The sequence below is a fragment of the Microvirga sp. HBU67558 genome (assembly GCF_018069605.1).
In the GTDB taxonomy this organism is placed as follows: Bacteria; Pseudomonadota; Alphaproteobacteria; order Rhizobiales; family Beijerinckiaceae; genus Microvirga; species Microvirga terrae.
The window spans coordinates 76815-88900 of record NZ_JAGPUP010000563.1 but is presented as its reverse complement, the minus strand read 5'-3'; the positions used below and the strand labels follow the sequence as shown (position 1 = coordinate 88900).

The following is a 12086-nucleotide window of genomic DNA, read 5'->3' as shown; positions in this document are numbered from 1 at the left end:
ATGGGCGAGCACCTGATCAAAATGCCCGATGTCGGCGAAGGGATCGCCGAGGCCGAACTCGTCGAGTGGCACGTCAAGGTCGGCGACCTCGTCCGCGAGGATGCCGTGCTCGCGGCGGTGATGACCGACAAGGCCACTGTGGAAATTCCCTCTCCCGTTGACGGCGAGGTGTTGTGGCTCGGAGCCGAGATCGGCGATGTGGTCGCCATCGGTTCCCCTCTGATCCGCTTGAAGGTCGAGGGGGAGGAGCGCGCGTCTTCCGAGAGCAGCCCGCCGGAGAAGGCCGCCGAGGCGCCCGCTCGGACTGGGGAGATCGAAGCCCAGGCAGACGGCGCCGTCAAAGTTCCGGAAGCCATCGTCGAACGGCAGGCTCGCAGCACGCCGCCGCAACCGGTGGAACGGCCGCCGGCACCGCCGGCGAGGATGCATCGCGCCCCGGCGATGCGCCCCGAGGGCGAGAGGCCGGTCGCATCGCCGGCCGTCCGGTTGCGCGCGAGCGAGGCTGGCGTCGATCTCCGGCAGGTTCCGGGTTCCGGTCCTGCGGGTCGGATCACCCATGAGGATCTCGATGCCTTCCTGACCCATGGCCGTCAGGTTTCCAAGGCACCGGGGCTCGCGCAGAACACGGGCGTCGAGCACATCAAGGTCATTGGGCTGCGGCGCAAGATCGCCGAGAAGATGGCGCTTGCGAAATCGCGCATCCCGCACATCACCTATGTGGAAGAGGTCGACGTGACGGCGCTCGAGGATCTGCGATCTTCGCTCAATGCGAACCGGCGGGGTGACCGGCCGAAGCTGACCCTTCTTCCCTTCCTGATGCGCGCGATGGTCAAGGCCATTGCCGAGCAGCCGCATCTGAATGCTATCTACGACGACGACGCGAGCGTCGTCCACCAGCATGGCGGCGTGCATATCGGCATTGCGACGCAGACAGGTTCCGGCCTCATGGTGCCGGTGGTGAAGCATGCGGAAGCCCGCGATCTCTGGGATTGCGCCACCGAGCTGAACCGTCTGGCCGAGGCGGCGAAGTCGGGCCTCGCGAGCCGTGAGGAGCTGAGCGGATCGACGATCACCATCACGTCGCTCGGCGCCATGGGGGGGATCGTCACGACGCCGGTGATCAATTATCCGGAGGTCGCGATCGTAGGGGTCAACAAGATGGTGGTGCGGCCGGTCTGGGATGGCTCCACGTTCATCCCCCGCAAAATGATGAACCTGTCCTCCAGCTTCGATCACCGGATCATCGACGGCTGGGACGCGGCCGTTTTCGTGCAGCGCATCAAGGCGCTTCTGGAGACGCCCGCCATGATCTTCGTGGAGACCTGAGACCGATGAAGGACATTTCCTGCAAGCTTCTGGTCATCGGGGCCGGACCCGGCGGCTATGTCTGCGCCATACGGGCCGGTCAACTGGGGATCGACACGGTCATCGTCGACGCGGGCAAGCCCGGTGGAACCTGTCTGAATGTCGGGTGCATTCCCTCGAAGGCGCTCATCCATGCGGCGGAGGAGTACGACAGGATCGTCCATCTTTCGAACGGTCGCAATTCCCTCGGGATCAGAGCGACGAAACCGGAACTCGATCTCGCTCAGACAATCGCCTGGAAGGACGGCATCGTCGGGCGGCTCAACAGCGGGGTATCGGGCCTTCTCAAGAAGGCGAAGGTGAAGATCGTTCAGGGACATGCACGCTTTCGCGACGGCAAGACGATCGAGGTCGAGACGGAAACGGGCCGGCAGATCGTCCGCGCCGAGACCGTCGTGATCGCAACGGGGTCTGCCCCCGTCGCATTGCCGAACCTGCCGTTCGGAGGAGCCGTGATCTCCTCCACGGAGGCGTTGGCACTGACTTCGGTTCCGGAGCGCCTTGTCGTGGTCGGGGGCGGCTATATCGGCCTGGAGCTCGGCACCGCCTTCGCCAAGATGGGAGCGAAGGTCACCGTCGTCGAGGCTCAAGGCCGCATCCTGCCGCAATACGACGCCGAGTTGACGCGTCCCGTGTCCAAGAGGCTGCAGGCTCTCGGCATCGACGTGATGACCGGGGCCAAGGCCAAAGGCTTGGCCAAGGCCGGCAGCACCCTGCTGGTCGAGGCGGAGGACGGATCCGAGACGTCGCTTACCGCAGACGGGGTCCTCGTCACGGTCGGGCGACGGCCCGTGACGCAGGGCTGGGGGCTGGACGAGCTCGTCCTCGACATGGACGGGCCCTTCATCCGCATCGACGAGCGGTGCCGGACATCCATGCGCGGGATCTATGCCATCGGCGACGTGACCGGGGAGCCGATGCTGGCTCATCGCGCCATGGGGCAGGGCGAGATGGTAGCCGAGATCATCGCCGGTCATAAGCGCGTCTGGGACAAGCGCAGTATTCCTGCCGTGTGCTTCACCGACCCCGAGATCGTGACCGTCGGCCTGTCACCGGAAGACGCTCGTCGAACGGGGATCGAGATCACGATCGGTCAGTTTCCGTTCTCGGCCAATGGTCGGGCGATGACCAAGATGGGTGAGGATGGATTCGTGCGGGTCGTTGCTCGCCTGGACAATCATCTGGTCCTCGGCATACAGGCCGTCGGTCATGGCGTCTCCGAACTGGCGGCAGCTTTCGGCCTCGCGGTTGAAATGGGCGCGCGCCTCGAAGACATCGCCGGCACGATCCATGCTCATCCGACCCAGGGCGAGGCGTTCCAGGAGGCGGCTCTCAAGGCGCTCGGACAGGAGCTTCACATCTGATCCGGTCCCGCGCTTCCGCGCGACCGAGCGGGGACGACCCGGTAGGCTTCCAGAACGCCTTTCCCTTTGATCGGCACCGGGCCCAGGGGGGAGGCGTCGATCCGGGTCTTCACCTGTTCCCATGCGGCTGCGCTGACATTGATGCTGGCGCTCGTGCCGTAGGCCGCCAGGCGAGCCGCGACGTTGACCGTGTCGCCCCAGATGTCGAAGCTGAATTTCTGACGGCCCACGACGCCGGCCACCACGGGGCCGACATGGATGCCCACCCGCACGTCCCACGGAATCGGCAGGCGGGATGCTGACGCGATGGTCGAGGCCGCGCATGCGATGCTGGACATCACCGGGTCCGGGTTGGACAGGAGAAGGCCAGCGGTGGCGAGAAGGCCGTCGCCGACCGTCTTGATCTTCTCGAGGCCATGTTCCGCCGCATTGTCCTCAAAGGCAGTGGCGAAGACGTGAAGGTTGGCGACGATCTCCTCGGGAGCGAGGAGGTCGCAATAGGCCGTGAAGCCCACCACGTCCGCGAAGAGCACGACGACGTTCTCATGCCGGCGCGGCGTGACGCTCTGAACGCTTTCGAGTTCCTCCACCGCCTGCGCCGGAAGGATGGCATGGAGAAGCGCCTCGGCTCGGGACCGCTGCCGCTCGATCTCCTTGAGGTAGCTCAATTCCTGATCGTGCAGCCTCTTCTTCTCCAGGCAGGCGCCGACCCTGGCCCGCAGGAGCGCCGGATTGAAGGGCTTCGGCAGGTAATCCTCCGCTCCGAGCTCGATGCAGCGGACGACGCTCTCGAACTCGGACAGGGCCGAGATCATCAACACAGGGATATCGCGGGTCGCGGGATTGGATTTCAGGTGCTTGAGAACCTCGTATCCGTTCAACTCGGGCATCATGATATCGAGGAGAATGAGGTCGAACCGCTCCTCAGCGACCCTGTCGAGGGCCTCGCGCCCGTTCTCGGCGGTGACCACGTCCGCCCAGCCTTCCCGCTGCAGGCGCCGCGTCAGTGTGTACCGGTTGTCCTCGTTGTCATCGACGACCAGGATACGAACGCCAGTATCGATCATGGTGCCGTCCGATCCTGCAGAAGGCTGTCGATCTTCGCCAGGAGCCTCTCGAATGCGATCGGCTTCGCGTCGTATTCGTCGCAGCCTGCCGCCAGGGCCCGTTCTCTGTCTCCTGGCATCGTATGGGCGGAGAGTGCGATGATCGGAATTCGCCGGGTGTCGGGTGCTCCCTTCAACAGACGGGCGGCGCTCCAGCCGTCGAGGGACGGCAGGCCGAGATCCATCAGGATGAGATCGGGCTTTTCCCGGCGGGCCGTCTCGACACCCTGCTCGCCGTCGCGGGCAACGAGAACGTCGAAGCCATGCCGCTTCAGGCGCTGAGACAGCATGTACACATTGTCCTCGTTGTCCTCGACATACAGAATCCGGATCATGCTCGCTCCCGATGCCCGGCATGTCCAGGCCGCATGCAATCGGCGATGACCTCCCGCAGGCTGGACAGCACCTCATCCTTTCCGCCGAGCCGCTTGCGCAGGATTTTGCGGATGCCGCCGCTGAGGCGGCGGTGGTCGTCGTCGCTGAGATCCGCGGCCGTCAGCACGATCAAGGGGAGATGGCGGGTTTTCTCGTCTCGGCGAATTTCGTCGACGAATTCGAACCCGTCCATCTCGGGCATCATCAGGTCGAGAAGGACGATATCCGGACCCACGACGGGAAGCCTTTCCAGGGCGACCCTTCCATTCTCCGCCTCGGCCGTTTCCCATCCATCCTCCCGGAGGATGCGCGTCAGCCAGCCGCGGGTCTGGGCATCGTCCTCGATGACCAGGACACGCGGGTTCGCATGCTCGGGACGGCATGACGCAAGCGCCTTCAGGAGGCACTCCCGGTTGACCGGCTTCGTCAGATAGGCTGCGGCGCCAAGCGCGTAACCGCGGTTCTCTTCATCCACGATGGTGACCATGATGACGGGGATGTCCCACAACGCGACATCCCGCTTCAACTCCTGAAGAGTGCTCCAGCCATCGGGATCCGCCATCAGCACGTCGAGCGTGATGACCGAGGGTCGAAAGTCCCGGGCCAGTTCGATTCCCCGACGACCGCTTTCGGCCGTTACGACCTCGAAGCCCTCCCGCGTCAGGAGCTGCCTCAGGATGTCGCGCGACGTGTCCTCGTCGTCGATGACCAGCGCGCGCTGCCCGCGTCCGACCGGGCGGGTGCCGATCGGCAGACGCTTCATGTCGGACCGCAGGCTGCGCATGCCTGGGGGACTTCGTCCAGCCGGCAGGGTGACGCTGAAGGTGCTTCCGCTCCCCGGGGAGCTGCGAACGGTGATATCCCCGCCCATGATCCGGCAGAGCCGGCGACTAATGGCGAGGCCCAGCCCGGTTCCTCCGTACTTCCGGGTGATCGAGCTGTCGGCTTGCGTGAATTCCTGGAAGAGATTGGCGCATTGAGCCTCCGTCAGGCCGATTCCCGTGTCGTGAACGGAAAGAACCACCTGGTCGCCGCCTGGACCGGTCTCGCGCCCGGCACGGAGAGTGACCGTTCCGCTCCTGGTGAACTTGCAGGCATTGCTCAGAAGATTGAGAACGACCTGACGGATCCGGACGGGGTCGGCATGGATGCTGCCGAGGTCCGCCGCGAGTTCGGTGACGAGACGGTTCTCGTTCTTGGCCGCAAGGGTCTCGGCCGTTCGAGCCGCGTCCTCCAACAGGCAGCCGAGCTCGATCTCCTCCGTATGGAGCTCGAGCTTGCCGGACTCGATCTTGGCGAGATCGAGAATCTCGTTGATGAGAGCCAGAAGATGCGCCCCGGCGTGGTGAATCCGGTCCAGCGGCTCGATCATGGTCGTCTCGCCCGTCTCCACCGCATCTTCCTTCAGCATCTCGGTGATCCCGATGATGGCGTTGAGCGGCGTTCTCAGCTCATGACTCATGTTGGTGAGGAACTGGCTCTTGGCCCGGGTCGCCGCCATGGCCTGGTCGCGGGCCAGTTCGAGCTGCGCCGCATGTCGCTTGACCTCGGTGACATCCGTATAGACGGCAACGATTCCGCCGCCGGCGATCCTGCGCTCGCTGACCTGGATCCAGCGGTCGCCCTCCCGGTGCTGCACTTCGGCCACGACCGGATTCCGGTGGCGGGCCAGTCGCTCGACCACCCAGGGGTCGATCCGTCCTCTCGCCTCCTTGATGAGCCCGAGCTCCGCGGCACGCCGGATCACCGTCTCGAACGATGTCCCGGGGGCCATGGGGACGTTCGTCGCGGGATAGAGAAGCTCCTGATAGCGGCTGTTGCACAGGACGAGGCGGTCATCGGCATCGTAGAGCGCAAAGCCCTCATTGATGCTCTCGATGGCGTCGATCAGACGCTGCCGGGCGTTGGCGACCTCGCGCAGGTTCTTCTCCTCGACCTCGATCGCCGTGTCGCGGAAGACGGCGAGCGCCTTGGCCATCTGTCCGATCTCGTCGCCGCTGTCGCCCGGCAGGGGAGCCCGCAGGTTGCCGCCGGCGATCGCCAGCATGCTGTCGCTCAGATTGCGCAGGCGTGCGACGAGGTTGCGGTCGACATAGAGCCAGACGATGAGAAGCGAGCTGAGGAGGCTCAACGCGACCACGCCGCGCAGCACGTTGTTGCCGACGCGCTGCGCCGTCAGCGCCTCCCGGCTGGCCGCCTGGATATCCAGCCGGGCCGCGGTGACGAGACCGTCGACGGCCTGGGTGAGCTGGGACGACAGGCCGGCGTTTTCCTGCAGGAGGCGCTCGGCATCCTCGATCAGGCCGAGTTCGGTCCTTCGCGCGGACAGTAGGCTGTCCGGTCCCTCGACGAGCTTGGCGAAGTCGGCGATGCGCTGCTCGAAGCGCGCGCGAAGGCGGGGATCCGCCAGGTCGGTGGAGATCTGGCGCAGGGCTGAGAGCGAGCGGTTCAAGGGGAAGCCGAGAACCGCGATGTCGGCCGCGTTGTCCGTCAAGGAGGCCTTGAGCAGGCCATCGCCGATCGCGGCGAATTCGAGCTGCGCCTTCTGCATCAGCAGATCGTCGGCGATCTCCTGAATGACCACCGCGGGAGGCTGCGGGGCCCCTTGTGTCGGTTGTTCGCGCCGTGAGGCGGCGAACTTGGAATCCAGCACGACGAGAGCCGGAGCAACCAGACGCTGCGCTGCGACCGTGGCGTTGGAAAGACGCCGCAGGAGCGCGTCCTTGTGCGTCGAGACGACGATCCGGCCGGCGACGAGGCCGGCGAGTGCCGTGAGATTGCGACGGAGCCGCTCGACGGCTGGCTCCATGGTGGTCCCTGTCGCGGGGTCGACATCGCTCTTGATCTCGGCGAGCAGAGCCTCGAGATGGTCGACCTCGGCCGTGATCGAGGCCGAGATCTCCCGGTACTGCATCTGTGAGCGCGCGCTCAGCAGAGTGGGGGCCGCCGCGACGATCCGTTCGGCCTGTCGGGACAAATCGAGAGCCGTGATGGCCGAGGGCACGCGCTGCTCCGTGATGCGCTCGATCACGAAGGCCATTTGGCGGAATGCGTAGGTGCCCGCCGCGGCCGCCAGTAGCGCGAAGGCGCTGATTCCGAGAAACGCAAGAAGGAGGCGCCAACGGACGCTCAGCCAGACGGGCATGATGGTAAGGGCATCGCCCCTCCCTTACTCCAGGGGAACATACCGGTCGCTCCGCCAGATGAACCATTCGAAACCGGGCTGCCGGACATCGCCTTTGTCGTCGAATCCGACCCGGCCGAGGATCGTATCGAACTCGCTGCCGCGCAGGGCATCGATGACGGTCTTGGTTTCCGTGGATGCTGCCCTCATGACCGCTTGGGCCCAGGCCTGCACGGCGCCGTAACTGTAGAGCGTGTAGCCTTCGGGTTCGAAGCCCTGTCGGCGGAAGCGCTCCACCACCGGTGCGGCCACGGGGCTGCGCCGCGGATCCCGGAAGGACGTGAAGAGGGTGCCCGTGCCGGCTTCTCCCGTGACCTGCACGAAGGCTTCGCTGGCGATCCCGTCCCCGGATACCAGTTGCAACCGATAGCCGTCCTCGCGTGCGCCTCGGATGAGCAATGCGGCTTCACGGTAGTAGCCGCCGAAATAGGCGACCTCGATCCCGGCGGCCCGCAATCTCGCGATCAGCGGAGAGTAATCGTTCTGTCCGGGGACGAGGGTCTCGAATACCGTCTCCATGACGCCATGCCTGTGGAGCTGGCGGCTCGTTTCTTCGGCGAGGCCCTTGCCGTAGACGGAATCGTCGTGGACGATGGCGATCTTGCCGCTTTTCCAGCGCGCTGCGAGGAAGTCGCCGGCGATAGCGCCCTGCTGATCGTCGCGCCCGCAAATCCGGAAGGTATTGGTTCTCCCCTCTTCGGTGAGGCGCGGATTGGTCGAGGCGGGGGTCATCTGGATGATGCCGGCCCGCGCATAGATCGCGGCGGCCGGGATGGATGCGCCCGAGCACTGATGTCCGACGACAAACGACACCTTGGCGGCAACAAGGCGCTGTGCGGCGGCGATCGCTTGCGCGCTGTCGCATGCATCATCAACGGAGATGAGCTTGATCTGCTGGCCGAGAAGGCCACCCGCGGCGTTGATGTCGGCGATCGCCATCTCGACGCCCTGCTGCTGCTGCTCCCCCTGATAGGCGTTGGGGCCCGTCAGTGCGCCCGCCATGCCAATCAGGATTTCTCCATGAGCTGCGGCAGCGCACAGGGTGCAAACGACGACGATGGAAAGACCCCGCAGCAGCCCTCTCATGGCGACCCTCCAACCCGGGAGCATCTTTGGAGTGTCGGCGGCTGACGGCGAGAGACAAGGTTACGTCAAGGCGGGGTTTGGCTTCTAGAAAGTCCTGACGGACCCGGCATCCTCCGCGAACCAAGAACGCCTTCCACCGGCAGCATCAAGTTACGCTCCAGTTTGCATACTAGACGATCTGTCCACGAGGGTCGATGCCATTCACCGTCTGCCAAAGGAGGTAAGCGAGAAGGATTGCATGGCGGCGGCTCTATCTAGGCACCGCGAGCCGCGCGGCAATTCCCCGCAAGAGGTAAATCACACAATAGAAACATCCAAGCAAATCCCATGATAAAACTTGATGTAGTTCCGACAGACGCGAGCTTGCTTTGAGTAATTGACGGCCATAACTCGCCGTGCCAGCATTCATTATTATAACGAATAACAATCCAGAACAGCTTCCATCGGGAGGATGCAATGCAGTTGAGGCAGCTTTCGCTAGTGTCTGCGGCAGTTTGGATTGCGGGCACGGGTCTGGCATTGGCACAGGGCCAGACCCTGACAATCGCGACGGTCAACAATGCGGACATGATCATCATGCAGCGTCTGTCGCCCAAATGGGAGCAGGCGACGGGCAACAAGCTGAACTGGGTGGTGCTCGAGGAGAACGTGCTGCGCCAGCGTGCGACCACCGATATCGCCACCAAGGGCGGGCAGTTCGACATCATCACGATCGGTTCCTATGAGGCTCCGATCTGGGGCAAGCAGAACTGGCTTGTTCCCCTGAATGATCTCGGCGCTGATTATGATTACGCTGATATCATTCCGTCGGTGATGAACGGCCTGTCCTACAACGGCAAGCTTTATGCCGTGCCGTTCTATGCCGAAAGCTCGTTCACCTTCTACCGAAAAGATCTGTTCGATCAGGCCGGCATCAAGATGCCCGACAAGCCCACCTACGACCAGATCGCGGAATATGCCGCCAAGCTCACCGACAAGTCGAAGGAGCAGTACGGGTTCTGCCAGCGCGGAAAGCCCGGCTGGGGCGAGAACATGGCCTTCATCGGCCCCATGGTGAATGCCTTCGGCGGGCGCTGGTTCAACGAGAAGTGGGAACCGCAGTTGACGACGGAGCCGTGGAAGAACGCGATCAACTACTACGTCAAGAACATGCGTGAATATGGCCCTCCGGGCGCGACGGCGAACGGGCATAACGAGAACCGGGCGCTGTTTGCCACCGGTCATTGCGCCATGTGGGTCGATGCCACGTCGGCTGCGGGCTACATCTACAACCCGAAGGAAAGCCAGGTGGCGGACAAGACCGCCTTCACGGCTGCCCCGGTGGAGGTCACGAGCAACGGATCGGGCTGGTTCTGGGCATGGGCGCTCGGCATCCCGGCATCCTCGAAGAAGGTCGATGCCGCCAAATCCTTCGTGAAATGGGCGACGTCCAAGGAGTACATCACGCTGGTGGGCAGCGAGGCCGGCTGGGTCGCAGCCCCTCCCGGAACGCGCAAGTCGACCTATGACAACCCGGAGTACCAGAAGGCGGCACCCTTCGCGAAGGTCGTGTACGACGCGATCGTCAATGCCGACTTGACCAAGCCGACCAAGGATCCCGTGCCCTATATCGGCATCCAGTATGTGGCCATTCCCGAGTTCCAGGGCATCGGCACGGCGGTCGGGCAGCAGATCGCGGCCGCCTTGGCCGGCCAGACAACCGTGGAGCAGGCCCTTGAAACGGCGCAGCGCTCGACCGAGCGCACGATGAAGCAGGCAGGCTACCCCAAATAAGCTGATCGCCATGCAATCGGCGGGCCCCTGGTCCGCCGGTTGCTCTCCAGCCGCGAGGATCGCAATGGCGAGCACCACCACGACCGTCTCCGTTACCGGCGCCACGGCTCCTGCCGGGAGACGCAGCCAGCGCAACGTCAAAACCCTTCCGCTGATTGCCCCGTCCGTGATCATCCTGTTCCTCTGGATGATCGTGCCGCTGGTGATGACGCTCTGGTTCTCGTTCCAGTACTACAACCTTCTTGACCCGTCGGTTGGCGGATTTGCGGGCTTCGAGAACTACACCTTCCTGCTCACCGATCCGTCCCTCTGGACGGCGATGGCGAATACCCTCTTTCTCGTCTTCTGGGTGATTGTGATCACGGTCGGACTCGGCACGCTGCTGGCGGTGCTGTTCGACCAGGAATTCTACGGCCGGAGCATTGCCAGACTGCTCGCCATCGCGCCGTTCTTCGTCATGCCGACGGTGAGCGCCCTGATCTGGAAGAACATGCTGATGCACCCGGTCAACGGGCTCTTCGCATTCTTCGCTCGCTCACTGGGCCTGCCGGCCATCGATTTCTTCGGCAGCTTCCCGCTGACCTCCGTCATCATCATCGTCGCATGGCAATGGCTGCCCTTCGCCCTGCTGATCCTGCTCACGGCGATCCAATCCCTCGACAGCGAGCAGAAGGAGGCCGCGCGCATGGACGGCGCAGGTCCCTTCTCGATGTTCTTCTTCATCATCCTGCCCCATCTCGGCCGCGCCATCAGCGTCGTCATCATGATCGAGACCATCTTCCTGCTGTCGGTCTTCGCCGAGATCTACGTCACGACATCGGGCGGCCCCGGGCTTGCCTCGACCAACCTGGCTTTCCTGATCTACCTGCGGGCCCTGCGCGAATACGACGTGGGCGGCGCTTCGGCGGCCGGCGTGATCGCCGTCATCCTGGCCAATATCGTGGCGATCTTCCTGGTCCGGTCGATCGCAAAGAACATCGCCGATTGAGGGTGAGCCATGCATCCCAAAACCCGCGAGAAGCTCATCCTCACAGTCGTCGGATGGCTCGCCGCCGGACTGATCTTCTTCCCGATCTTCTGGATGATCCTGACGAGCTTCAAGCCGGAAGTGGAGGCGATCGCGACGCCGCCCAAACTGTTCTTCACGCCCACGCTTGAGAACTACGTCACCGTCCGCGAGCGGGCCGACTACATTCATTTCGCGATGAACAGCATCATCATTTCCGTGGGCGCGACCCTGCTGGCGACGCTGATCGCCGTTCCGGCCGCCTACGCCATGGCGTTCTTCCCGGGAAAGCGCACGAAGGATCTGCTGCTCTGGATGCTGTCCACCAAGATGATGCCGGCCGTCGGCGTCCTCATCCCGATCTATCTGCTCTTCCGTGACACCGGCGCCATCGACACGCGCTGGGGCCTGATCGTCGTCTACACGCTCATGAACCTGCCGATCGTGGTGTGGATGCTCTACACCTTCTTCAAGGAAGTACCGAAGGACATCCTCGAGGCAGGACGCATGGACGGCGCGAAGCCGAAGCAGGAGGTCTGGATGCTCCTCCTGCCCCTGTCGCTGCCGGGCATCGCATCGACGGCGCTCCTGTCCATTATCCTGTGCTGGAACGAGGCCTTCTGGAGCCTGAATCTCACCACCTCGCAAGCCGCGCCGCTGACGACCTTCATCGCGTCGTTCTCGGCGCCGGAAGGCCTGTTCTGGGCCAAGCTCTCCGCCGCGTCGACGATCGCCATCGCGCCGATCCTGGTCTTCGGCTGGATGAGCCAGCGCCAGCTCGTGCGCGGTCTCACCTTCGGCGCGGTCAAGTAAACGGGAAACGCAGC

The 12086-nt window shown here is 64.0% G+C and carries 9 protein-coding genes; 5 read left to right on the top strand and 4 right to left on the bottom strand.

The features are described 5' to 3' along the window. Both KBI52_RS31365 and lpdA read left to right on the top strand, forming a co-directional pair. Nucleotides 1-1326 (top strand): dihydrolipoamide acetyltransferase family protein, encoded by a 1326-nt coding sequence (locus KBI52_RS31365; RefSeq protein ID WP_210812767.1) that lies wholly within the window; start codon nt 1-3, stop codon nt 1324-1326. A gap of 5 nt (nt 1327-1331) precedes the next feature. Further along, a complete protein-coding gene (gene lpdA / locus KBI52_RS31360; protein ID WP_210812766.1) occupies nt 1332-2729 on the top strand; it encodes a dihydrolipoyl dehydrogenase in 1398 nt (465 codons plus the stop codon). Here the strand turns inward: lpdA and KBI52_RS31355 are convergent. Genes KBI52_RS31355 through KBI52_RS31340 form a run of 4 tightly spaced genes read right to left on the bottom strand, consistent with a single transcriptional unit; the run spans nt 2720 to nt 8480 of the window. Continuing rightward, nucleotides 2720-3796, bottom strand: a complete 1077-nt coding sequence (locus KBI52_RS31355; protein ID WP_173950136.1) for an adenylate/guanylate cyclase domain-containing protein — start codon at nt 3794-3796, stop codon at nt 2720-2722. The two genes, lpdA and KBI52_RS31355, sit on opposite strands and share 10 nt — an antisense overlap. Further along, nucleotides 3793-4170: a response regulator gene (locus tag KBI52_RS31350; RefSeq protein WP_173950137.1), complete on the bottom strand. Its 378-nt coding sequence runs from the start codon at nt 4168-4170 to the stop codon at nt 3793-3795. The genes KBI52_RS31355 and KBI52_RS31350 overlap by 4 nt, the downstream gene beginning before the upstream one ends. After that, the gene (locus tag KBI52_RS31345) at nt 4167-7355 is read right to left on the bottom strand and encodes a response regulator (RefSeq protein ID WP_210812765.1); all 3189 of its coding nucleotides are present in this window, start codon (nt 7353-7355) and stop codon (nt 4167-4169) included. The genes KBI52_RS31350 and KBI52_RS31345 overlap by 4 nt, the downstream gene beginning before the upstream one ends. A 24-nt stretch (nt 7356-7379) precedes the next feature. Further along, nucleotides 7380-8480: a branched-chain amino acid ABC transporter substrate-binding protein gene (locus KBI52_RS31340; RefSeq protein WP_210812764.1), complete on the bottom strand. Its 1101-nt coding sequence runs from the start codon at nt 8478-8480 to the stop codon at nt 7380-7382. Between the two features lie 456 nt (nt 8481-8936). Between KBI52_RS31340 and KBI52_RS31335 the strand changes: the two genes are divergently transcribed. From KBI52_RS31335 to KBI52_RS31325, 3 genes are all read left to right on the top strand, one after another. Continuing rightward, nucleotides 8937-10253 (top strand): sugar ABC transporter substrate-binding protein, encoded by a 1317-nt coding sequence (locus KBI52_RS31335; protein WP_173950140.1) that lies wholly within the window; start codon nt 8937-8939, stop codon nt 10251-10253. A gap of 64 nt (nt 10254-10317) precedes the next feature. Continuing rightward, the gene (locus KBI52_RS31330; protein ID WP_247654760.1) at nt 10318-11241 is read left to right on the top strand and encodes a carbohydrate ABC transporter permease; all 924 of its coding nucleotides are present in this window, start codon (nt 10318-10320) and stop codon (nt 11239-11241) included. A gap of 9 nt (nt 11242-11250) precedes the next feature. Further along, entirely contained in the window at nt 11251-12072 is an 822-nt protein-coding gene (locus KBI52_RS31325; protein ID WP_173950142.1) for a carbohydrate ABC transporter permease, read from the top strand. Nucleotides 12073-12086 lie beyond the last annotated feature (14 nt).

Excerpts from the sequence above, each read along its gene's own strand:
- KBI52_RS31365 (WP_210812767.1), top strand. The coding sequence starts at position 1 with ATGGGCGAGCACCTGATCAAAATGCCCGATGTCGGCGAAGGGATCGCC.
- lpdA (WP_210812766.1), top strand. The coding sequence starts at position 1,332 with ATGAAGGACATTTCCTGCAAGCTTCTGGTCATCGGGGCCGGACCCGGC.
- KBI52_RS31355 (WP_173950136.1), bottom strand. The coding sequence starts at position 3,796 with ATGATCGATACTGGCGTTCGTATCCTGGTCGTCGATGACAACGAGGAC.
- KBI52_RS31350 (WP_173950137.1), bottom strand. The coding sequence starts at position 4,170 with ATGATCCGGATTCTGTATGTCGAGGACAACGAGGACAATGTGTACATG.
- KBI52_RS31345 (WP_210812765.1), bottom strand. The coding sequence starts at position 7,355 with ATGCCCGTCTGGCTGAGCGTCCGTTGGCGCCTCCTTCTTGCGTTTCTC.
- KBI52_RS31340 (WP_210812764.1), bottom strand. The coding sequence starts at position 8,480 with ATGAGAGGGCTGCTGCGGGGTCTTTCCATCGTCGTCGTTTGCACCCTG.
- KBI52_RS31335 (WP_173950140.1), top strand. The coding sequence starts at position 8,937 with ATGCAGTTGAGGCAGCTTTCGCTAGTGTCTGCGGCAGTTTGGATTGCG.
- KBI52_RS31330 (WP_247654760.1), top strand. The coding sequence starts at position 10,318 with ATGGCGAGCACCACCACGACCGTCTCCGTTACCGGCGCCACGGCTCCT.
- KBI52_RS31325 (WP_173950142.1), top strand. The coding sequence starts at position 11,251 with ATGCATCCCAAAACCCGCGAGAAGCTCATCCTCACAGTCGTCGGATGG.